Genomic DNA, 21,305 nt, shown 5'->3' on the forward strand with positions numbered 1-21,305 from the left:
TCTCTCCCTAGGCGTGGCTCTCGAGCGCGGACACGCGGTTGTCCAGGGTGCTGATGTTGTTCTTCACCCCGTTCAGGTCCTGCTTGATGCCGCTTTGCGCCATCTTGACGCCCCGGGTGATGCGCGCCAGCGCGGCGGTACGGGAGCGGGCGACCGCCACCCCGTTCTCGATGCCGACCAGGCGCTGTTCGGTGGCCGCCAGCTTGGCCTTCTGGCCTGCGGTCGACAGGGTCTTGCCGACCACGGTGGCCGACGCGCCGTTCAGGGTGAAGCTCGCGCCGTTGGTCGACACGCTGACGGGCGCCATCGAGATATTGGGCGCGGCATACAGTGAAGTGTTCGTGCCGACCACCGCCGTGAATTTCGCGCCGATCGTCGTGTCGAACGAGCTGCCCTTGACCGACTTCCAGAAGCGACCGGACTCGATCTTCATCTCGCCCAGAACTTCCGTGCTTTGGTCCGCCTGCACCTTCAGGTCGTGGTTGGCCGTGACCAGTTGCGTGAGGGTCGTGTTGTAGGTGTGCAGGGCGGCCTGCTGCACCGTGATCTCCTGCCGCGCTTCGGTGATCCGCTTTTCCAGGCCGGTGACCGTCTTGGTGAACTGTCCTTGGAAGGTCTGCGTGGCGTCCTTCATCACGGTGATCTTCTGCTCGGCCTTCACCAGGCGCTCTTCCATCCGCTTGATGGTGGTCTTCAGGTCCTCGCCCACCTCGATGGTGTGGTTGCAGCCGATCGTCTGCGTGTGGTTCTTGCCGACGGTATGCGTGTGGTCCACGCCGACGTTCTGGCAGTGGTTGTTGCCGACGTGGTGGTCGTGGTCGTTCACCACGTCGTTGAGCATGTTGCGCTGGGCGCGCGTGTGGAACAGCTCCAGGCCCAGCTTGTCGTCGAAGATCATGCGGTTGGACATGGACGGATCGCCATGCACCGACTGGCTGCGGAAACCGCTCTGCGTGGCGCTGGCGGGCAGGTCGACGGGCGGCATGTTGTTGCCGTTGTAGACGCGGCCCAGGATCAGCGGACGGTCCGGGCAGCCGCCGATGAAGTCCACCACGACCTCGTCGTTGATGCGCGGCAGTTGCAGGCCGCCGAAGCCGCCGCCCGCCCACGGGCTGGAGACGCGCACCCAGCACGAGCTGTTCTCGTTCTTCTGGCCGTAGCGGTCCCAGTGGAACTGCACCTTGATGCGCCCGTACTCGTCCGTCCAGATTTCTTCGCCGGCGGGACCCACGACCTTGGCGGTCTGCGGGCCGTGCGTATGGGGAACCGGCGAGGTGCGCGGAGCGCGGTACTGCTGGCTGGTGGGCAGGACGACGAACGACGTTTCCCAGAAGAACTCGGAACCCGAACCCGTCGAATGGCCGCCGGAGTTCATGCGGTAGTTGGCCGACACGACCAGGTATTCCCTGTTCTCGGCCGCGCGGGGATGGTTCTTCAGCGTGAACAGGTAGCCCGGCGCGATCTTGCGCGCCGACCCCATGCCGCGTCCCTGCTTGCGATGGGTCTGCAGTTCCTGCAGGCGGATCTTCGAGTACTGCTCGGCCTGGTCGGGCTCCTGGAAGCCGCCTTGCCATTCGTACATCTCCAGGTTGCCGCTCTGGGACCCGCCCGGCTGGCGCGACACCGCGTCCAGGCTGGCGCCGGGCTTGATCGGGTCGTAGTCCACGGTGGCGTAGCTGTCTGGCGTGATCGCGGCCGCGACTTCCCACATCGAGATGTATTCGTCCTGCGGCGTGACCAGGCGGTCCGGCCCGTAGTAGGGGATGTCCTCGTAGCCCGCCTGCTGGTCGTGCGAGCCCACGTCGTCGATCATGACCAGCGTGTGCTGACCCTTGTCGTGCTTGAAGTAGTAGTAGATGCCTTCGTGCTCCATCAGGCGGCTGATGAAAGCGAAGTCGGTCTCCTGGTACTGCACGCAGTATTCCCAGGTGCGGTAGCTGCCGGTCAGCTTCGATTCGAAGGCGAACCCGTGTTCGGCCAGCACTTCGTTGATGACGTCCGGGATGGTCTTCTTCTGGAAGATCTTGCTGTCCGACGTCTGGGTCAGGTACCAGAGCCAGGGGCGCACCGTGGCGCGATAGATGTAGTGGCGCGAGGTGCCGCTTTCGCGGCCGATCATTTCGCAGCGGGTGACGTGGCCGTCCAGGAAGCGCGAGCCGGCCTGCGTTTCCATCTCCAGCGTCAGCGGCTTGCCCAGCAGGGCGTCCAGGTCCAGGTTGTAGTTGTCGGCGATCAGTTCGACGTCGAATTCGAACAGCCGCGACAGGCCTTCGGAGCCGGTCATGCTGCGGAAGGCCAGTTGGCCTTCCAAGGGCGTATGCGCAACGATGGCGCGGTATTGGATGGTATCCGGTACGTCCATGACATCCCTCGTGTGCCAGTGCGGCATTCCACCGAATGGCCGCTCCATCATCCTCGATGATGGCTGTTGTTATCAGGGTGGCGCGCGTGCGCGGGCGTAGGCCGCCGTTGCACCGAAGGCGCAATTAATAACCCGGGGGGCAGGCAGGCCATATGTGTGAATGAGCCATTTTGTTAAAAAACATGAATGGCCGGATTCAGGCCGGCGCGGGGACTTCGCGACATTGATCTGGGAGGCACGTCAACGAAGGATTGCGCCTATGGACGCAGGAGGTCGGAAGGCGCGGTTCGGGGCGAACGCAATTGCTGTGCCTGACGAGCCCGCTCTGGGATGGAATGGGGACTGCGCGGGCCTGTACTTTTTATTGCACTTTCCTTACAGGGATGCGCAACGCCGCCGAGGCCGACCGTGGTCGCCCACCGCCAGACGCGGCCGTGCACGGCGGTCGGGACAGCGGGCTGCTCCGGTCATTCGATGCGCGCGCCTGCCGCCTTGACGACGTCGGCGGACCGTTTCCAGTCGTCCTTCAGGAGAGCCTGGAACTGCGCCACGGGCAGGGATCCGGCTTCGACGCCCAGGCTGGCCAGCCGCTTCTGAACGACGGGCTCCTGCAGCACTTTCGTCACGGCGGCGTTGATGCGCTCGACTTCGGCCGCGGGCGTGCCGGCCGGCGCCAGCAGGCCCAGCCACGAGTCGAAGACGTAGCCGGGCAGGCCGGCCTCGGCCACGGTGGGCAGGTCGGGCAGGAACTGCGAGCGCTGCTGGCCCGAGTAGGCCAGCAGCTTGACGCGCGCGTCGTTGCGGTAGGCCAGCATGCCGATGCTGGCGCCGGTGACGACTTCCACGCGGCCGGCCAGCAGTTCGGTCACGGCATCGCCGGTGGATTTCGTGGGGATGTGCTGCAGCGTGATGCCGGCCTGCGCGGCCAGCAGGGCAGTGGCCAGGTGCGAGGCGCTGCCGTTGCCGGCCGAGGCGTAGTTCAGCTTGCCGGGCTCGGCGCGCGCGCGATCGATCAGGGCCTTCAGGCTGTCGATGCCGGAGGGCGCGGAGACGCCCACCACGTAGCCCGTTCGGCCCACGTACGACACCGGCGCGAAATCGCCGACCGGGTCGTAGGGCAGCTTCGCGTACAGATGCGCGGCCAGGTAGTGGCTGGCCGCGGCCATCACCAGCGTATTGCCGTCTGGCGTGGCCCGCGCGACCTGCGTGGTGCCCACGCTGCCGCCCGCGCCGGCGCGGTTCTCGACCACGACGGTGGCGCCCAATGCCTGGCCCAGCTCGTTGGTGAAGGTGCGTGCGACGGCATCCTGCGTGGCGCCGGGACCGTAGGGTACGACGATGCGGATGACGCGGTCGGCGTGGGCGGGGGCGGCCATGCAGGCCATCAGCGCGGCGGCGGCGCCGGCCAGGCGCAGCGTGGAAAAGCGCGGGGAAAACTTCATGGGGGACGTCCTGGAAAGAGTGCTGTGGGCGCCGCGGGGGGGCGACCGGACGCGCGATCTTAGGGGGACGTAATGGCGGCGACAACGACCGATAAGCAATATGCATATCGGGCACCGTGGCGGAGGAGAGTCCGCCGTGTCGGCGCGGGGGCTGCGGGGCAGCCAGGCGGCAGTTGCCTGGGCATCTGCCGGGTCATGGCGGGGACGGCGACGATGCCGCCCAATCACGCCAACCCGGCGCTGCCCCGCCTGACCAGTACAACGCAGCCAGCGCGGCCAATGCGATACAACCCGCCCCGCGCCGGAAATTGCGGCGCTGCCGCTTTCAGTGCAGCGCCTGCGTGCGGATCAGGCCCACGGCGATGCCTTCCACCGAGAAGTCCTGCCCTGCCTGAACGATGATGGGCGAGAAATCGGGGTTCTCGGGCAGCAGCTCGATGCGGCCATTCTGGCGCTGCAGCCGCTTGACGGTGACTTCGTCGTCGAGCCGGGCGATGACGATCTGGCCGTTGCGCGCCTCGGCGGTCTTCTTGACCGCCAGCAGGTCGCCCTCGAGGATGCCGGCGTCGCGCATGCTCATGCCGCGCACCTTGAGCAAGTAGTCGGGCGCCTGCGCGAACAGCCCCGGATCGACGCCCACTTCGCGTTCGACATGCTCGGCGGCCAGCATGGGGCTGCCCGCGGCCACGCGGCCGATGAGCGGCAGCAGCAGGTGCGCCAGTGTGGCGGCGGCGGAGGAGGGGGCATCGGCGGGGGCATCGGCCAGCGGCTTGAGCCGGATGCCGCGCGAGGCGCCCGCGGTGAGTTCGATGGCGCCCTTGCGCGCCAGTGCCTTCAGGTGATCTTCCGCGGCATTGGGCGAACGAAAACCCAGCGCCTGCGCGATTTCGGCGCGCGTGGGCGGGAAGCCGGTGCGGGCAACCGTCTGGCGGATGAGATCCAGGATTTCCTGTTGGCGTTCCGTGAGTTTGGTGGCCATGGCGATGATCCGTGTGCGCTGAACGCGGACTGTATGTATATACAGCGGCATTCTGGGGGACGCAGCGTAAAAATGCAAGACGCGCATGTGAAACGCGATGCTGCGGTGCCGTTGCGGGGCCGTACGGGCCTGCACCGCGCGTGGACGGGCCGCCGCGTGCCGGTCCCGGGCCTGTCGCCGCGCAGGGCGGGGCACAAAGAAAAACGGAGCCCGTGGGCCCCGTCTCTGGTCATCGAACCGCCGCGGGGCTTACTTGATGACGGCGGCGATGGCGGCGGCCACCTTGTCGATGTTGCGGCTGTTCAGCGCGGCCACGCAGATGCGGCCGGTGCTGATGGCATACACGCCGTGATCTTCGCGCAGGCGATCGACCTGCGCGCTGGTCAGGCCCGAGTACGAGAACATGCCGCGCTGGTCCAGCACGAAGCTGAAGTCCTGCGTGGCGCCGTGTTCCTTGATCTTCTCGACCAGTTGCTTGCGCATCAGGCGGATGCGGTCGCGCATGCCGGCCAGCTCCTTGTCCCACTGCGCGAACAGTTCGGCGTCGTTCAGGATGGTGGAAACCAGCGTGCCGCCGTGGGTGGGCGGGTTGGAGTAGTTGGTGCGGATGGTGCGCTTCAGTTGGCTCAGCACGCGGCCGGCTTCTTCCTTGTCGCCGGCCACCACGGTCAGCGCGCCCACGCGCTCGCCATACAGCGAGAACGACTTCGAGAACGACGAGCTGATCAGCATCGTGATGTCGAGGTCGGCGAACATACGCACGACCGAGGCGTCTTCCTGCAGGCCCGCGCCGAAACCCTGATACGCGATGTCCAGGAACGGCACCAGACCGTTGGCCTTGACCACGTCGGCGATCTGGCGCCACTGCTCGGCCGTGGGGTCGACGCCGGTGGGGTTGTGGCAGCACGCGTGCAGCACCACGATGGTGTTGGCCGGAGCCGACTTCAGGTCGGCCAGCATGCCCTCGAAGTTCAGGCCGTGCGTGGCGGCGTCGTAGTAGGTGTAGGTGCCGACCGGGAAGCCCGCGCGCTCGAACAGGGCGCGGTGGTTTTCCCAGCTGGGATCGCTGATCAGCACCTTGGATTTCGGCAGCAGCTGGCGCAGGAAATCGGCGCCGATCTTCAGCGCGCCGGTGCCGCCCAGGGCCTGGGTGGTCAGCACGCGGCCGGCGGCGGCCAGCGGCGAGTCGGCGCCCAGCAGCAGCGCCTGCGCGCCCTTGTTGTAGCCCGGGATGCCCTCGATGGGCAGGTAGCCGCGCGCGGCGGCGGCCTCGACGCGGGCAACTTCTGCGCGGCGCACCGCGCCCAGCAGGGGAATGCGTCCTTCGTCGTCGTAGTACACGCCCACGCCGAGGTTCACTTTGCCGGGGCGGGTGTCGGCGTTGTACTGCTCGTTCAGGCCAAGAATGGGGTCGCGCGGCGCGAGTTCGACGGAAGCGAAGAGGTTGCTCATGGGCGTTGAATGGCTGGGTGGACGCACTACCGGGTGCTGTGGATAATGGGCGGTTTAGCCCCGACAGAATGTCTTGAAAAAGACATCTTGGAAAAAGTCTAGCATGCCGCCCGATTCTGGATTCGTCGACTACCCCGGCAGCCCCTTCCACCTCTACCAACCCTATCCCCCCGCGGGCGACCAGCCCGGCGCGATCGAGGGCCTGGTGCAGGGCGTGGAAGACGGGCTGATGTACCAGACGCTGCTGGGCGTCACCGGTTCCGGCAAGACCTACACGATGGCCAACGTCATCGCGCGCATGGGCCGCCCGGCCCTGGTGCTGGCGCCCAACAAGACGCTGGCCGCGCAGCTGTACGCCGAGATGCGCGAGTTCTTCCCGCGCAACGCGGTCGAGTACTTCGTCTCGTACTACGACTACTACCAGCCCGAAGCCTACGTGCCGACGCGCGACCTGTTCATCGAGAAGGACTCCTCGATCAACGAGCACATCGAGCAGATGCGCCTGTCGGCCACCAAGAGCCTGCTGGAGCGCCGCGACACGGTCATCGTGGGCACGGTGTCGTGCATCTACGGTATCGGCAATCCGGGCGACTACCACGCCATGGTGCTGATCCTGCGCGCCGGCGACCGCATCTCGCGGCGCGAGATCCTGGCGCGGCTGGTGGCCATGCAGTACACCCGCAACGACGCCGACTTCACGCGCGGCACGTTCCGCGTGCGCGGCGAGACCGTCGACATCTTCCCCGCGGAAAGCCCCGAGCTGGCGCTGCGCATGACGCTGTTCGACGACGAGATCGAGACGCTCGAGCTGTTCGATCCGCTGACCGGCCGCGTGCGCCAGAAGCTGCCGCGCTTCACCGTGTACCCGGGATCGCACTACGTGACCCCGCGCGAGACCGTGCTGCGCGCCATCGAGACCATCAAGGAAGAACTGCGCGAGCGCCTGTCGTTCCTGACCAAGGACGGCAAGCTGGTCGAGGCGCAGCGCCTGGAGCAGCGCACCCGCTTCGACCTGGAAATGCTGCAGGAGCTGGGCTTCTGCAAGGGCATCGAGAACTATTCGCGCCACCTGTCCGGCGCCGCGCCGGGCGAGCCGCCGCCCACGCTCATCGACTACCTGCCGGGCGACGCGCTGATGTTCATCGACGAGAGCCACGTCACCATCGGCCAGCTGGGCGGCATGTTCCGCGGCGACCGGGCTCGCAAGGAAACGCTGGTGCAGTACGGCTTCCGCCTGCCTTCCGCGCTGGACAACCGGCCGCTGCAGCTCGAGGAATTCGAGGCGCGCATGCGCCAGTGCGTGTTCGTCTCGGCCACGCCCGCGGCCTACGAGAAAGAGCACGCCGACAACGTGGTCGAGCAGGTGGTGCGGCCCACCGGCCTGGTCGATCCCATCGTCGAGGTGCGGCCGGCCCGCACGCAGGTCGACGACCTGCTGGGCCAGCTGAAGACGCGCATCGCCGTGGGCGAGCGGGTGCTGGTCACCACGCTGACCAAGCGCATGGCCGAGGACCTGACCGACTACCTCACCGAGCACGGCATCAAGGTGCGCTACCTGCACTCGGACATCGACACCGTCGAGCGCGTCGAGATCATCCGCGACCTGCGGCTGGGCACCTTCGACGTGCTGGTGGGCATCAACCTGCTGCGCGAGGGCCTGGACATTCCCGAGGTGTCGCTGGTGGCCATCCTGGACGCCGACAAAGAAGGTTTCCTGCGCTCCGAACGCAGCCTGATCCAGACCATCGGCCGGGCGGCGCGCAACCTGAACGGCCACGCCATCCTGTATGCCGACCACATCACCGACTCGATGCGGCGCGCCATGGACGAGACCGAGCGGCGCCGCAACAAGCAGCTGCAGCACAACGCCGAGCACGGCATCACCGCGCGCGGTGTCAGCAAGGCGGTGCGCGAACTGATCGACGGCGTGGTGGCGCCCGCTGCCCATGACACGCTCGAGGCCGCGGTGCCGGCCGAGGCCCTGACGGACGAGAAGGCCATGGCCCGCGAGATCAAGCGCCTGGAAAAGCAGATGATGGATCACGCCCGCAACCTGGAATTCGAACAGGCCGCCGCGGCGCGCGACGCCCTGAACGCGCTGAAGAAACGGGTGCTGCTGGACGGCGCGGTGTAGATATCGGGACGACCGCGCACGTCACACTGTTACAGGAATCGCGTTTGCCGGGGCATTCTTGCATTAATCGGGGGCGGATGTGCGGCGGCCTGTTCGGCAGCGCAAAAGGCGCCGTGCAATGTTTTTGAAACGTCTCACAATTGATTGATTTTATTGAAAAAATTAATCTTTTAAATGATGGGTGATGCTATAACGGAACTGCAAAAAAAACTTGCTATGTTCCGGGTTTTCCCGCACACTTGATCCCATGATGACCAAGGTACTTTTCGTTTGCATGGGCAATATCTGTCGCTCGCCGAGCGCAGAAGGCGTCTTTCGCCGTCTGGTGGACGACGCCGGGCTGGGTGACGTCGTGCGGATCGATTCCGCGGGCACCCACTCGTATCACATCGGCGAAGCGCCCGATGCCCGGGCCCTGGCCGCCGCCCGCAAGCGCGGCTACGACATCACTCACTGCGAGGCCCGCCAGGTCACCGCGGAAGACTTCCGCGATTTCGACCTGATCCTGGCGATGGACTGGGACAACCTGTCCGCCATGCAGCAGCAGTGCCCCAAGGCCTACCAGCACAAGCTGATGCTGCTGATGCGCTTTGCCAATGAGTTCGAAGAGGCCACCGTGCCCGATCCGTACTACGGCGGCCCCGAGGGCTTCGGCAAGGTTCTGGATTACATCGAAGACGCCTGTCAGGGCGTGCTCGAACTGGTGCGCAAGCGCGCCACCCAGTACCAGGCCGCGTAATGTCGTTCTGATCCCCGCCGCGCCGCGCAGACGGCGTCCGGCAGGGTCGTGCAGTCTCCTCGAACCGCGCCCAGGCGCGGTTTTTTCCGACCTAGATGCCTAGCAAATTACTCGGGAATTTGCTATAGTTGAGGCAATTACTCAAGTATTAGGCCGCCTGAAACAATCCACCGGGTTGGGCTCGGGCGATTTTACGGATACACAGGAAACCCACCATGCGGCTAACTACCAAAGGGCGTTTCGCCGTAACGGCCATGATCGACCTGGCGATGCGGCAGCACAGCGGCCCGGTCACGCTCGCGGCCATCAGCCAGCGGCAGAACATCTCGTTGTCCTACCTGGAACAGCTGTTCGGCAAGCTGCGCCGTCACGAACTCGTCGACAGCGTGCGCGGCCCGGGCGGCGGCTATTCGCTGGCCCGCCTGGCGCGCAACGTCACCGTGGCCGACATCATCTTTGCCGTGGACGAACCTCTCGATGCCACCAGCTGTGGCGGCAAGCGCGATTGCACCAGCGGCAACGATGGTCGCCCGGGCAAGTGCATGACGCACGAGCTGTGGGCCACGCTCAATCGCAAGATGGTCGACTACCTCGATTCCGTGTCCCTGCAGGACCTGGTCGACCAGCAGCGCGTCCGCCAGTTGCAGGAAGCGGCCAACCAGGCCCAGGAATGCTCGGTGCGGGTCAACCGCACGGGGGCGGGCGCCGGTGCGCCGGCCGCCGCTGTCGAGGCCAACGCCACCGTATAAAGCAGGAGTAGCACAAAATGTCCAACCGTCCCATCTACCTCGATTATTCGGCCACCACGCCGGTCGACCCCCGCGTGGTCGACCAGATGGTGCCCTGGCTGTACGAAAACTTCGGCAACCCGGCCTCGCGCAGCCACGCCTTCGGCTGGGACGCCGAAGAAGCCGTGGAAAAGGCCCGCGAGGAAGTCGCCAAGCTGGTCAACGCCGATCCGCGCGAGATCGTGTGGACCTCTGGCGCCACCGAATCCGACAACCTGGCGATCAAGGGCGCGGCCAATTTCTACGCCGAGCGCGGCAAGCACATCATCACGGTCAAGACCGAGCACAAGGCGGTGCTGGACACCTGTCGCGAACTCGAGCGCCAGGGCTTCGAGGTCACCTACCTGGACGTCCAGGACGATGGCCTGATCAGCCTGGACGCGTTCAAGGCGGCGCTGCGTCCCGACACCATCCTGGTGTCGGTGATGATGGTGAACAACGAGATCGGCGTCATCCAGGATGTCGAAGCCATCGGCGAAATCTGCCGCGAGAAGGGCATCATCTTCCACGTCGACGCGGCGCAGGCCACCGGCAAGGTCGAGATCGACCTGCAGAAGCTCAAGGTCGACCTGATGTCGTTCTCGGCGCACAAGACGTACGGGCCCAAGGGCATCGGCGCGCTGTACGTGCGCCGCAAGCCGCGCGTGCGCATCGAGGCGCAGATGCACGGCGGCGGCCACGAGCGCGGTTTCCGCTCGGGCACGCTGGCCACGCACCAGATCGTCGGCATGGGCGAGGCCTTCCGCCTGGCCCGCGAGGAAATGGGCACCGAGAACGAGCGCATCCGCATGCTGCGCGACCGCCTGTACGCCGGCCTGACGCAGATCGAAGAGGTCTACGTCAACGGCAGCATGGATAAGCGCGTGCCGCACAATCTGAACATCAGCTTCAACTACGTCGAGGGCGAGTCCCTGATCATGGCCATCAAGGAACTGGCCGTGTCCAGCGGATCGGCCTGCACCTCGGCCAGCCTGGAGCCTTCCTACGTGTTGCGCGCCCTGGGCCGCAACGACGAACTGGCGCACAGCTCCATCCGCTTCACGTTGGGCCGCTTCACCACCGAGCAGGAAGTCGACTTCACGGTCGAACTGATCAAGAGCCGGGTGGGCAAGCTGCGCGACATGTCGCCGCTGTGGGAAATGGCCAAGGAAGGCATCGACTTGAACACCGTGCAATGGGCTGCGCACTAAGCCCCGACGAATACGCAGTGGAGAAACATCATGGCATATAGCGACAAGGTTCTGGATCACTACGAAAACCCCCGCAACGTGGGCTCGTTCGAAAAGGGCGACGCCTCGATCGGCACCGGCATGGTCGGCGCGCCCGCCTGTGGGGACGTCATGAAGCTGCAGATCAAGGTCGGCCCGTCGGGCGTGATCGAAGACGCGCGCTTCAAGACCTATGGCTGCGGGTCCGCCATCGCGTCGAGCTCGCTGGTCACCGAATGGGTGAAGGGCAAGACGCTGGACGAGGCGATGAGCATCCGCAACACGCAGATCGCCGAAGAGCTGGCGCTGCCCCCCGTCAAGATCCACTGTTCCATCCTGGCCGAGGACGCCATCAAGGCCGCCGTGCAGGACTACCGTGCCAAGCACGGCGAGTCCGCCGAAGCTGCCACGGCGCAATCCGAGGCCGTTGCAGCGAGCTGATCATGGCAGTCACCCTGACCCAGCAAGCGGCCAACCACATCAGCCGCTACCTGACCAAGCGAGGCAAGGGCATCGGCCTGCGTCTGGGCGTGCGTACCACGGGCTGCTCCGGGATGGCCTACAAGCTCGAGTACGTCGACGAGGCCGACACGGCCGACCAGATGTTCGAGAGCTTCGGGGTCAAGGTGTTCGTCGATCCCAAGAGCCTGTCATACCTGGACGGTACCGAGCTCGATTATGCGCGCGAGGGCCTGAACGAGGGCTTCAAGTTCCGCAATCCCAACGAGAAGGCGACCTGCGGCTGCGGCGAGTCGTTCACGGTGTAGGTCTTGGCGGCGGACGATCACTTCAGCCTGTTCGGGCTGCCGGCGCGCTTCGACATCGACACCGGTGCGCTGGAGCGCGCCTGGCGCGACGTGGCGGCGCGCGTGCATCCCGACCGCTACGCCACGGCCAGCGCCGCCGAGCGCCGCGTGGCCATGCAATGGGCGGCGCGCGCCAACGAGGCCTACCGGCAATTGCGCGATCCGCTGCTGCGGGCGCGCTACCTGTGCGAGCAGGCCGGCGTCGACCTGCAGACCGAGAGCAACACCGCGATGGACCCGGCGTTCCTGATGCAGCAGATGGAGTGGCGCGAGATGCTCGACGACGCGCGCCAGGACCCGGCCAAGGCCGCTGGCCTGCAGGCCGAGCTGGACCAGGCGCGCGCCGGCATGCGGCGCACGCTGGCGGACTTGCTCGATGCGCGCGGCGATGCCGCGCAGGCGGGGCAGAAGGTGCGCGAGTGGATGTTCATCGAACGCCTGGCGCAGGAGTTGTCGGCGGTGCAGCCGCTGCATTAGTATCCGCCGCAGTCCGCCGGCCCCTGCCGGCGCCCTGGCCCGTCCGCCTTACATACGTCCAAGAATTCAAGCGAGATATGGCTTTATTGCAGATTTCCGAACCCGGCGAATCGCCCGCGCCGCACCAGCGTCGGCTGGCGGTGGGCATCGACCTGGGCACGACCAATTCCCTGGTGGCCGCGGTGCGCAGCAGCGTGGCCGAAGTGCTGAACGACGATACGGGGCGGCCGCTGCTGCCTTCGGCCGTGCAGTATCTGCCGGGCGGCCGGGCCGTCACCGGCTATGACGCCCTGGCGCAGCAGGCCAGCGACCCGGCCAACACCATCGTGTCGGTCAAGCGTTTCATGGGCCGCTCGCTGGCCGAGGCGCGCGCCAGCGGTGCGCCGTACGAATTCGTGGATGCCGTGGGCGTCGATACGTCCGGCGTGGATACGTCCGGCGTGGATAAGCCGCAGGCGAGGGCCGCCGCCACCGCGGGCGCCGGCATGGTGCGCCTGCGCACGGTGCAGGGCGACCTCAGTCCCGTCGAGGTCTCGGCGCAGATCCTGGCCGTGCTGCGCCAGCGTGCCGAGGACGTGCTGGGCGACGACCTGGTGGGCGCCGTCATCACGGTGCCGGCCTATTTCGACGATGCCCAGCGCCAGGCCACGCGCGACGCCGCTCGGCTGGCCGGGCTGAACGTGCTGCGCCTGCTGAACGAGCCCACCGCCGCGGCCATCGCCTACGGGCTGGATAACGCGGCCGAGGGTGTGTATGCGGTGTACGACCTGGGCGGCGGCACGTTCGATGTGTCCATCCTGCGCCTGACGCGCGGCGTGTTCGAGGTCATCGCCACGGGCGGCGACACCGCGCTGGGCGGCGACGATTTCGATTCGGTCATCGTCGAGCGCGTGCTGGCGCAGCAGGCCGGCATGACGTCGCGGGACGTGGCGTCGCAGCCTCGCGCCGGCAGCGGTGGCGGCGACCGCGCAACCACCGATTCATCCGCCGCCACGCAAGCCGCGCGCGCCGACCGCCGCCGCCTTCTGGTGGCCGCGCGCGCCGCGCGCGAGGCGCTCAGCTCGCAAGAGCAGGTGCGCTTCGAGGCCATGCTGGACGACGGCACGGCTGTCGCCTGCGACCTGAGCCGCGCGCAATTCGAGGAATGGGCCGCCGAACTGGTCCAGCGCACGCTGGACAGCGCCCGCCGCGCATTGCGCGATGCCCAGCTGAAGCCCGCCGACGTGCGTGGCGTGGTGATGGTGGGCGGCGCCACGCGCATGCCCGTGGTGCGCCGCGCCGTGGGTGAACTGTTCGGCACCGAGCCGCTGGTCGATCTCGATCCCGACCAGGTCGTGGCGCTTGGCGCCGCGCTGCAGGCCAACCTGCTGGCGGGCAATCGCGCGCCGGGCGAGGACTGGCTGCTGCTGGACGTGATCCCGCTGTCGCTGGGCCTGGAGACCATGGGCGGCCTGGTCGAACGCATCATCCCGCGCAACAGCACCATCCCCGTGGCGCGTGCACAGGAATTCACCACTTTCAAGGACGGCCAGAGCGCGATGAGCCTGCACGTGGTGCAGGGCGAACGCGACCTGGTGTCCGACAGCCGTTCGCTGGCGCGCTTCGAGCTGCGCGGCATTCCGCCCATGGTGGCGGGCGCCGCGCGCATCCGCGTCACCTTCCAGGTCGATGCGGATGGCTTGCTCAGCGTCACCGCGCGCGAACAGAGCACCGGCGTCGAGGCGGCCGTCACGGTCAAGCCCTCGTACGGCCTGTCCGACGACGAGATATCCAGCATGCTGGCCGACAGCGTGCGCCTGGCCGACAGCGACGCGCGCGCCCGCATGTTGCGCGAGCAGCAGGTCGAGGCGCGGCAGCTGGCCGAGTCCGTGCGCGCCGCGCTGCAGGTCGACGGCGACCTGCTGGAAGCGGATGAACGCGCGCGCGTGGACCAATGCCTGGTGGCCGCCGATGGGGCCGAAGCACTGGACGACGTGGAGGCCGTGCGCGCCGCGGTGCAGGCGCTGTCCGACGCCACTGAAGACTTCGCCGCGCGGCGCATGGATCGCAGTATCCGCCGCGCCCTGGCCGGCCGTAAACTCGACGAAATCGCCTGACCGACATGCCCAAGCTGACTGTATTGCCTCATCCCGACGTGTGCCCCGAGGGCGCCGTCATCGAGAACGCGCCGCAGGGCGTGTCCATCTGCCGCGTGCTGCTGGACAACCACATCGACATCGAGCATGCCTGCGAACTGTCGTGTGCCTGCACCACCTGCCACGTGGTCGTGAAGCAGGGATACGCCTCGCTGGAAGACGCCACGGACGCCGAGGAAGACCTGCTGGACCGCGCCTGGGGGCTGACCTCCACGTCGCGGCTGTCGTGCCAGGCCAGGATCGCCGACCAGGACCTGACCGTGGAAATCCCGAAGTACACGATCAACCACGCCAAAGAGGCGCACTGAGATGAAGTGGACCGACACCTATGACGTCGCCGCGGCACTGGCCGACACGCATCCCGACGTCGATCCCAAGGCCGTGCGTTTCACGCAGCTGCGCGAATGGGTGTTGGCGCTGCCGGGCTTCGACGACGATCCCGCGCGCAGCGGCGAGAAGATCCTCGAGGCCATCCAGATGGCCTGGATCGACGAGGCCGAGTAAGGTCCTCCCTCCTGGCGCGGCATTCCCGCGGCCGGGAAATCGAGCGGCTCCGCCAGCGATGGCGGAGCCGTTTTGCTTGTCCGGGCGAATGGCCAGCTGGGTGCGCGGACGCCGGCACATCACGATCCGCAAGTAATATCGAGGGCATTCCCTTCCAAGGTGCCCCTTCATGACCGTTCGCCTGCGTTTCGGACTCGCCGCCAACCGCCTGCATCACGAAACGGCCGACGCCGCGTTGTTCGACTGGCTGCGCGCCAGCTCGGCCGGCATCCGCGAGCTGGGCATGGAGCTGCACACGGTCGGGCGCACGTACGACGCCATCCAGCGCGAGGAGATGCTGCAAGGCTATCGCGGCCTGATCCGCTATCCCTATGGCCGCGAGGGCGGGCTGATGAAACTGGTGGCGCGGGTCACCGAGGGGCGAGACGGCGCGGAGCCCTTCGATGGCGCCATCTACCTGATCGACCCGGTGGATCCCTCGTCCATCTTTCCCGAGGCGCTGGCGCTGAAGCGGCAGTGCATCACGCATGGCCGGCCCTTCATCTCGACGCTGGCGGGCGCCATCGAATGGATCGAGGCGGAGCGGGTGCTGGCGGGGCTGGCGCCCGATCCCGCGGTGTCGCGCCATTTCGATTTCGGCCGCCAGACGCTGGCGCTGATCGCGCACGATGCCTTGAAAAGCGAGATGCTGACGTTCGCCGCGGAGCACTTCGATCTGCTGTCGCAGTTCGCCGGGCGAGTGGCCACGGGCACCACGGGCGGACTGTTGAACGACTTGGCCTGGTCGCGTGGCTGGCCGGCGGACAAGCCTTGGGTGCGGCGCTACCTGAGCGGTCCGCTGGGCGGCGACGCGCAGATCGCCGAACTGGTGCTGGAACAGCAATGCCAGCGGGTGGTGTTCTTCGAGGATCCTCACGTGGCGCGTCAGCACGAGGCCGACATCCAGCTGCTGGAGCGCGCCGTCCGGGTCGTCACGGCGCACGCTGCGTGCGCGACCTCGCCGGTGGTGGCGCGGCGCTGGGCGCAGGCGGCGCGGCTGCGTGCCGAGCGGGCAGCCGCGTAGAGAGGCAGTCGGTCCGCGCGGAGGCTCTCTGCCCGCGCCGCTCTGGTCGTCAGGGCGATCGGCCGGCTCCGTCACGATGTGTGAGTCGTGCCTGCGTTCCGCCGACTTCGATTGCGGTCCCCCGAATTGTCGTGAAAATCCAACATCCATCCGCCATCCGGGTGAAATCCTGCTGTCACTTATTTAAACGCTAACGAGAACAATTAACATTTGTGCTCCAATAATCATTATTCCGGAGCTGTTCCCGTGCGTTCCTACTTTGTCTACCGCCGCGCCACCCTGGCCGCGGCGCTCGGCCTGCTGCCCACCGTGCTGATCGCGCAGCAGGCCCCCGTGACGACCTCCACGCTGCCGGCCGTCAAGGTCGAAGGGGTAGGCGAAGAGACCGCGACCGGGCCTGTGTACGGCTATTCGGCGCGACGCTCGGCCACGGCCACCAAGACCGACACGCCACTGATCGAGACCGCCCAATCCATCACCGTGCTGCCGCGCGAGCAGATCGTGGATCAGGGCGCCACCAGCCTGCAGGACGCGCTGGGCTATGCCGCCGGCGTGCGTTCCGATGCCTATGGGGTGGACTCCCGCTCGGACGGCGTGCGGGTGCGCGGCATCGATCCGGTGATTTACCTGGACGGCCTGCGCCAGGCGTACGACTACTACACCAGCACGACGCGCACCGATCCCTACATGCTTGAGCGCATCGAGGTGCTGCGCGGTCCGTCGGCCATGCTGTACGGGCAGGGCAGCACGGGCGGCGTCGTCAACATGGTCAGCAAGCGGCCGTTGGACGAGGCGCAGCGCGAGGTGGGCGTGCAGTTGGGCAATCATGGCCGCAAGCAGGCCCAGATCGACCTGACCGGCCCCGTGACGGAAGACGGGCAGTGGCTGTACCGCCTGGTGGCGCTCAAGCGCGACGCCGATACCCAGGTGCACTACGTGCCGGACGACCGTTCGCTGGTGGCGCCCTCGCTGACGTGGCGTCCCAGCGCGGCCACGTCCCTGACGCTGCAGGCGCTCTACCAGAAGGACAAGTCGGGCTCGACCGCGCAGTTCATGCCGTGGGAGGGCATGCGCCTGGACAACCCGAACGGCACGATCCCCACCTACCGCTTCATCGGCGAGCCGGGCCATGACCGCTACGATTCCGAGCGGCGCAGCATCGGCTGGCTGTTCGAACACAAGTTCAACGACCAGTGGTCGTTCAGCCAGGGCTTTCGCCACGCGCGCAACAAGGTCGACTACCTGACCCACTATGCGGACTCGTTCACGGTGCCGGGCGGCTGGTCGCTGGATCCCATCGACAAGCGCATCATCGGCCGCTACGCGGACGACTCCATCACCAAGGTGCGGATGAACACGCTGGACCAGCACCTGCTGGGCAAGGTGCGCACAGGCATCATCGAGCATCAGGTGCTGGTGGGGCTGGACTGGTCGAATTACCGTCGCGAACGCCGCAGCGGTTTCGGCTACGACTCGATCGACGCCTATGCGCCGGTGTACGGCAATTACGTGGCGCCCGAGCTGAGCCGGGACCCGCTCTACAAGCAGCGCCAGACCGGCTTCTATCTGCAGGACCAGATGAAGATCGACCGCAACTGGATCGTGACGGCGGGCGTGCGCCACGACCGCGCGCGCAGCGAGCAGGAAGGCAGCGAGGCCGAGAAGGCGCAGGCCACCACCAAGCGCTTCGGCCTGATGTACGCGTTCGAGAACGGCTGGTCGCCGTACGTCAGCTACAGCGAGTCGTTCGTGCCGGTGGCCGGCACCACGCGCACCACGCCTGACGGCGATGTGCCCGAGACGTACAAGCCCTTGCGCGGCAAGCAATGGGAAACCGGGGTGAAGCACCAGTCCGCCGACGGGCGACGCATGTTCACGGCGTCGGTGTTCCACCTGAAGGAAGAGAACCAGCTGGTGCCCGATCCCTCGGGCGGCCTGAACAACGTCCAGACCGGCGAGACCACGACCAAGGGCCTGGAACTGGAATGGCGCGGCCAACTGACCTCGTCGTTCGACCTGCTGGCTCACTACAACTATCTGGACCTGGATTCGAAGCTGGAAGGCATCCCGCGCCACCAGGCGGCGGTGTGGGGCAAGTATCGCTTCGCGGTGGGCGGCCTGGACGGCTTCGCGGTGGGCGCCGGCACGCGCTGGATGTCGTCGTTCCATGATGGCGCCGGTCCGCAGATCGCGTCGGTCACGCTGGTCGACGCCATGCTTTCGTACGAGTCGAACCAGTGGCGCTATGCGCTGAACGTGAACAACCTGGCCGACAAGACCTACGTGGCGACGTGCCTGTCGCGCGGCGATTGCTGGTATGGCGCGCGCCGCAGCGCCATCGTCAGCGCGACGTACAAGTTCTGAATCTGGCGTTTTGGAGCCGGTCAGTCCATGACGGCCGCGGCGGCGTCCTCGCGGGAGTCGCCGGGTTCCGGGGCTTCCCTCCTGACCGTATCGAGGAACCGCCGCAGCAACGGCGCGTCGTCGTCGGGCCGGTACGCCAGCAGCAGCTGGCTGGCGGCATCCGGCGTGTCGATCGGGCGATAGGCCACCCCGGGCACGCTGCTGCGCGCATAGGTCTCCGGCAGGATGGAGATGCCCATGCCGGCCGCCACCAGCCCCAGGATAGTGGTGCCTTCCCGGGCTTCCTGCACCAGGCGCGGCGCGTAGCCCGCGCGGCTGGTCAGCACCATCACGTGTTCGAACAGGCCGCAGCCGAGGCCGCGCGGAAACAGGATGAAGGGCTCGTCGCGCAGCGCCGCCAGGGACAGCGGCCGGGTGCCCCGCGACAGCGGATGATGGTCGGGCAGCACCGCGACCAGGCGATCGCTCCACAGCGGCAGCGTAGCCAAGCTGGCCGGCGGGCAGAAGAGCAGGGACGGGCGCAGGAAGCCGACGTCGATGCTCTTGTCCGCCAGCGCGCGCAGCTGCTGGCCCGTGGACATGTGGGCCAGGTCGGCGCGCGCCTGCGGATGGGCCGAGCGAAAGCGCTGGATCAGGCGGGGAAAGGCCTCGAACATGGGCAGCGAGGCGGTGAACGCCACGCGCAGCTCGCCGGCCAGGCCGCGCGAGGCCAGCCGCACCACCTCGCCCGCGCGGTCGACGTGCCGCAAGGCGGCGCGCGCCTGTTCCAGGAACAGCGCGCCGATCTCGGTCAGCGCCACGTGGCGCTTGCTGCGTTCCAGCAGTATCGATCCCAGTTCCTCTTCCAGCGCCTTGATCTGCAGGCTGAGCGGCGGCTGGCTGACGTGCAGGCGCCGCGCGGCGGCGCTGAAGCTCAGTTCCTCGGCGACGGCGACGAAGTAGCGCAGCTGGCGTAGTTCCATGGTTATCTGGAAGCCAAATAAATAGGTGTCGGAAAAAGTATTGGATCATATTACTGGTCCCGCGGGATGATGGTCGCCTGCATACCCACAATGGGACGCCCCTGGCGTTCCTCACCACAGGAGACAACTCATGCAACGGACTTCCCCCGTCCTGAACCGGCTGATGCGCGCCTGCGGCCTGGCGTTCGCGCTGGCCCTGGCGGGCGCGGGCGCCGCCCACGCCGCCCAGCCCTTTCCCGACAAGCCGATCCGCGTGGTCGTGCCGTATTCGCCGGGCGGCGGCGTGGACATCGTCACGCGCCTGGTCACGCAGAAGATGGCGGAAAACCTGGGGCAGCCGGTCATCGTGGACAACCGGCCGGGCGCCGCCACCAACATCGGCATGGAAGCGGTGGCGCGCGCGCAGCCGGACGGCTATACGCTGTTGACGGCCTCGAACACGCTGGCCGCCAACGGCGCGTTGTTCTCCAGGCTGCCTTTCGATCCCGCCAAGGATTTCGCGCCGGTGGGCGCCATCGGCTACGCCTCGCTGGTGGTTGTGGTGCCGTCCGACTCGTCCTACAAGCGCCTGCGCGATCTCGTGGCGTACGGCCAGGCCAATCCGACGAAACTGACCTATGCCTCCGCGGGCAACGGCAGTTCGGGCCACCTGGCCAGCGAGCTGCTCAAGACCGAGGGCAAGTTCCAGGCCCTGCACGTGCCGTACAAGGGCGGCTCGCCGGCCGTGACGGACCTGCTGGGCGGGCGGATCGGCTTCATGTCCATCAATCCGCTGGAAGTCGTGCCGCACATCCAGTCCGGCAAGCTGCGCGCGCTGGCCATGCTGGACGACAAGCGCTCGCCTTTGCTGCCGGACGTGCCGACCGCCGCCGACCAGGGCCTGCCCGGCGCGCAGGCGTCTGTGTGGTGGGGGCTGATCGGGCCGGCGGGCATGCCCGCGCCGGTGGTCGAGCGCCTGAACCAGGCCTTGCAGAAGGCGCTGGCCGATGCCGCCGTGCGCCAGCGCATGGCCGAGATGGGCGCCGAGCTGACCCCGGGCAGCGCGGCCGATTTCGGCAAGTTCGTGCAGGCCGAGACCGTGAAGTGGGATCGCGTCATCAAGCAGGCCGGCGTGCGCGCGGACTGAGGCCTGCCGTCGTTTTCGTTATGGAGAAGCCCATGAGCAGCACCCAACAACAGACCGGCCTGGTCGTCAGCGCCCATTCGGCGGACTTCGTCTGGCGCGCGGGCGGCGCGATCGCGCTGTATGCCAGCCGCGGCTGGAACATGGTCGTCGTGTGCCTGTCGTACGGCGAGCGAGGCGAGTCGGCCAAGCTGTGGCGCGAGCCCGGCATGACGCTGGACCGCGTGAAGGCGGCGCGCCGCGAAGAGGCCGAACGCGCCGCGGGCATCCTGGGCGCCTCGGCGCGCTTCCTGGACTGTGGCGACTATCCGCTGCGCGTGCCGGACGAAGCCCTGTTCCAGCTGGTCGACATCTACCGCGAACTGCGGCCGGCCTTCGTGCTTACGCATTCGCAGCGCGACCCGTACAACTTCGACCACCCGCTGGCCACGCACGTGGCGCAGGAGGCGCGCGTGATCGCGCAGGCGCATGGGCACAATCCCGGACAGGGCGTGGTCGGCGCGCCTCCGGTGTTCCTGTTCGAGCCGCACCAGCCCGAGCAATGCGGCTGGAAGCCCGACGTGCTGCTGGACATCTCGCCGGTATGGGAGACCAAGCGCCGCGCGTTCGAGACCATGGCGGCGCAGGAACACCTGTGGGAGTACTACACGCGCGTGGCGCTGCAGCGCGGCGTACAGGCGGCGCGCAATTCGGATCGGGCGATCCGGTATGGGGAAGGGTACCAGCGCGTGTTCCCGCAGGTGACGGGGGAACTGGCCTGAGCGGGC

The 21,305-nt window shown here is 67.2% G+C and carries 19 protein-coding genes; 14 read left to right on the forward strand and 5 right to left on the reverse strand.

From position 1 onward, the window contains the following. Positions 1 to 7 precede the first annotated feature (7 nt). From FS845_RS09490 to FS845_RS09505, 4 genes are all read right to left on the reverse strand, one after another. Positions 8 to 2,362 carry a type VI secretion system Vgr family protein gene (locus tag FS845_RS09490; protein WP_144633489.1) on the reverse strand — a complete coding sequence of 785 codons (2,355 nt, stop codon included), beginning with the start codon at positions 2,360 to 2,362 and terminating at the stop codon, positions 8 to 10. A 467-nt stretch (positions 2,363 to 2,829) separates the two neighbouring features. Further along, the gene (locus FS845_RS09495) at positions 2,830 to 3,804 is read right to left on the reverse strand and encodes a tripartite tricarboxylate transporter substrate-binding protein (protein WP_144633492.1); all 975 of its coding nucleotides are present in this window, start codon (positions 3,802 to 3,804) and stop codon (positions 2,830 to 2,832) included. A 325-nt stretch (positions 3,805 to 4,129) separates the two neighbouring features. Next, on the reverse strand, positions 4,130 to 4,783 hold the full coding sequence (lexA, locus tag FS845_RS09500) for a transcriptional repressor LexA (RefSeq protein WP_144633495.1): 654 nt from the start codon (positions 4,781 to 4,783) through the stop codon (positions 4,130 to 4,132). A 249-nt stretch (positions 4,784 to 5,032) separates the two neighbouring features. Continuing rightward, on the reverse strand, positions 5,033 to 6,235 hold the full coding sequence (locus FS845_RS09505) for an amino acid aminotransferase (protein ID WP_144633498.1): 1,203 nt from the start codon (positions 6,233 to 6,235) through the stop codon (positions 5,033 to 5,035). 103 nt (positions 6,236 to 6,338) lie between these two features. Between FS845_RS09505 and uvrB the strand changes: the two genes are divergently transcribed. The 12 genes from uvrB (at position 6,339) to FS845_RS09565 (ending at position 18,453) form a co-directional block, all read left to right on the forward strand. Continuing rightward, entirely contained in the window at positions 6,339 to 8,369 is a 2,031-nt protein-coding gene (uvrB, locus tag FS845_RS09510; protein ID WP_144633502.1) for an excinuclease ABC subunit UvrB, read from the forward strand. 247 nt (positions 8,370 to 8,616) lie between these two features. Then, entirely contained in the window at positions 8,617 to 9,108 is a 492-nt protein-coding gene (locus FS845_RS09515) for a low molecular weight protein-tyrosine-phosphatase (RefSeq protein ID WP_144633505.1), read from the forward strand. A gap of 215 nt (positions 9,109 to 9,323) precedes the next feature. Continuing rightward, positions 9,324 to 9,857: a Fe-S cluster assembly transcriptional regulator IscR gene (gene iscR / locus FS845_RS09520; protein ID WP_144633510.1), complete on the forward strand. Its 534-nt coding sequence runs from the start codon at positions 9,324 to 9,326 to the stop codon at positions 9,855 to 9,857. A 17-nt stretch (positions 9,858 to 9,874) separates the two neighbouring features. Beyond that, positions 9,875 to 11,086, forward strand: a complete 1,212-nt coding sequence (locus FS845_RS09525) for an IscS subfamily cysteine desulfurase (protein WP_144633513.1) — start codon at positions 9,875 to 9,877, stop codon at positions 11,084 to 11,086. Between the two features lie 30 nt (positions 11,087 to 11,116). Continuing rightward, complete coding sequence (iscU, locus tag FS845_RS09530) at positions 11,117 to 11,545, forward strand: Fe-S cluster assembly scaffold IscU (RefSeq protein ID WP_144633516.1); 429 nt, start codon at positions 11,117 to 11,119, stop codon at positions 11,543 to 11,545. 2 nt (positions 11,546 to 11,547) lie between these two features. Further along, entirely contained in the window at positions 11,548 to 11,871 is a 324-nt protein-coding gene (gene iscA / locus FS845_RS09535) for an iron-sulfur cluster assembly protein IscA (protein WP_144633519.1), read from the forward strand. Positions 11,872 to 11,874: 3 nt separating this feature from the next. Next, complete coding sequence (hscB, locus tag FS845_RS09540) at positions 11,875 to 12,387, forward strand: Fe-S protein assembly co-chaperone HscB (protein ID WP_144633522.1); 513 nt, start codon at positions 11,875 to 11,877, stop codon at positions 12,385 to 12,387. Positions 12,388 to 12,464: 77 nt separating this feature from the next. After that, entirely contained in the window at positions 12,465 to 14,483 is a 2,019-nt protein-coding gene (gene hscA, locus FS845_RS09545) for a Fe-S protein assembly chaperone HscA (protein WP_144633525.1), read from the forward strand. A 5-nt stretch (positions 14,484 to 14,488) separates the two neighbouring features. Beyond that, positions 14,489 to 14,830 (forward strand): ISC system 2Fe-2S type ferredoxin, encoded by a 342-nt coding sequence (gene fdx / locus FS845_RS09550; RefSeq protein WP_144633528.1) that lies wholly within the window; start codon positions 14,489 to 14,491, stop codon positions 14,828 to 14,830. A 1-nt stretch (position 14,831) separates the two neighbouring features. Further along, positions 14,832 to 15,026, forward strand: a complete 195-nt coding sequence (iscX, locus tag FS845_RS09555; RefSeq protein WP_144633531.1) for a Fe-S cluster assembly protein IscX — start codon at positions 14,832 to 14,834, stop codon at positions 15,024 to 15,026. Between the two features lie 169 nt (positions 15,027 to 15,195). After that, positions 15,196 to 16,089, forward strand: coding sequence for a methylglyoxal synthase (locus FS845_RS09560; protein ID WP_144633534.1), 894 nt, complete (start codon positions 15,196 to 15,198; stop codon positions 16,087 to 16,089). 246 nt (positions 16,090 to 16,335) lie between these two features. Further along, positions 16,336 to 18,453, forward strand: coding sequence for a TonB-dependent siderophore receptor (locus FS845_RS09565; RefSeq protein ID WP_144633537.1), 2,118 nt, complete (start codon positions 16,336 to 16,338; stop codon positions 18,451 to 18,453). Between the two features lie 20 nt (positions 18,454 to 18,473). Here the strand turns inward: FS845_RS09565 and FS845_RS09570 are convergent, their stop codons facing one another. Beyond that, positions 18,474 to 19,415, reverse strand: a complete 942-nt coding sequence (locus FS845_RS09570) for a LysR family transcriptional regulator (RefSeq protein WP_144633540.1) — start codon at positions 19,413 to 19,415, stop codon at positions 18,474 to 18,476. Positions 19,416 to 19,545: 130 nt separating this feature from the next. Between FS845_RS09570 and FS845_RS09575 the strand changes: the two genes are divergently transcribed. Together FS845_RS09575 and FS845_RS09580 are read left to right on the forward strand one after the other, a co-directional pair. Beyond that, complete coding sequence (locus FS845_RS09575; protein ID WP_260986225.1) at positions 19,546 to 20,541, forward strand: tripartite tricarboxylate transporter substrate binding protein; 996 nt, start codon at positions 19,546 to 19,548, stop codon at positions 20,539 to 20,541. A gap of 32 nt (positions 20,542 to 20,573) precedes the next feature. Beyond that, positions 20,574 to 21,299 carry a PIG-L deacetylase family protein gene (locus tag FS845_RS09580; protein WP_144633543.1) on the forward strand — a complete coding sequence of 242 codons (726 nt, stop codon included), beginning with the start codon at positions 20,574 to 20,576 and terminating at the stop codon, positions 21,297 to 21,299. Positions 21,300 to 21,305 lie beyond the last annotated feature (6 nt).

Origin of the sequence: Bordetella genomosp. 13 (assembly GCF_007679965.1) — a bacterium.
Lineage (GTDB): Bacteria > Pseudomonadota > Gammaproteobacteria > Burkholderiales > Burkholderiaceae_B > Bordetella.

Bases quoted from the DNA above. Each gene is read 5' to 3' on its own strand.
- FS845_RS09490 (WP_144633489.1), bottom strand. From the start codon at position 2,362: ATGGACGTACCGGATACCATCCAATACCGCGCCATCGTTGCGCATACG.
- FS845_RS09495 (WP_144633492.1), bottom strand. From the start codon at position 3,804: ATGAAGTTTTCCCCGCGCTTTTCCACGCTGCGCCTGGCCGGCGCCGCC.
- lexA (WP_144633495.1), bottom strand. From the start codon at position 4,783: ATGGCCACCAAACTCACGGAACGCCAACAGGAAATCCTGGATCTCATC.
- FS845_RS09505 (WP_144633498.1), bottom strand. From the start codon at position 6,235: ATGAGCAACCTCTTCGCTTCCGTCGAACTCGCGCCGCGCGACCCCATT.
- uvrB (WP_144633502.1), top strand. From the start codon at position 6,339: ATGCCGCCCGATTCTGGATTCGTCGACTACCCCGGCAGCCCCTTCCAC.
- FS845_RS09515 (WP_144633505.1), top strand. From the start codon at position 8,617: ATGATGACCAAGGTACTTTTCGTTTGCATGGGCAATATCTGTCGCTCG.
- iscR (WP_144633510.1), top strand. From the start codon at position 9,324: ATGCGGCTAACTACCAAAGGGCGTTTCGCCGTAACGGCCATGATCGAC.
- FS845_RS09525 (WP_144633513.1), top strand. From the start codon at position 9,875: ATGTCCAACCGTCCCATCTACCTCGATTATTCGGCCACCACGCCGGTC.
- iscU (WP_144633516.1), top strand. From the start codon at position 11,117: ATGGCATATAGCGACAAGGTTCTGGATCACTACGAAAACCCCCGCAAC.
- iscA (WP_144633519.1), top strand. From the start codon at position 11,548: ATGGCAGTCACCCTGACCCAGCAAGCGGCCAACCACATCAGCCGCTAC.
- hscA (WP_144633525.1), top strand. From the start codon at position 12,465: ATGGCTTTATTGCAGATTTCCGAACCCGGCGAATCGCCCGCGCCGCAC.
- fdx (WP_144633528.1), top strand. From the start codon at position 14,489: ATGCCCAAGCTGACTGTATTGCCTCATCCCGACGTGTGCCCCGAGGGC.
- iscX (WP_144633531.1), top strand. From the start codon at position 14,832: ATGAAGTGGACCGACACCTATGACGTCGCCGCGGCACTGGCCGACACG.
- FS845_RS09560 (WP_144633534.1), top strand. From the start codon at position 15,196: ATGACCGTTCGCCTGCGTTTCGGACTCGCCGCCAACCGCCTGCATCAC.
- FS845_RS09570 (WP_144633540.1), bottom strand. From the start codon at position 19,415: ATGGAACTACGCCAGCTGCGCTACTTCGTCGCCGTCGCCGAGGAACTG.
- FS845_RS09575 (WP_260986225.1), top strand. From the start codon at position 19,546: ATGCAACGGACTTCCCCCGTCCTGAACCGGCTGATGCGCGCCTGCGGC.
- FS845_RS09580 (WP_144633543.1), top strand. From the start codon at position 20,574: ATGAGCAGCACCCAACAACAGACCGGCCTGGTCGTCAGCGCCCATTCG.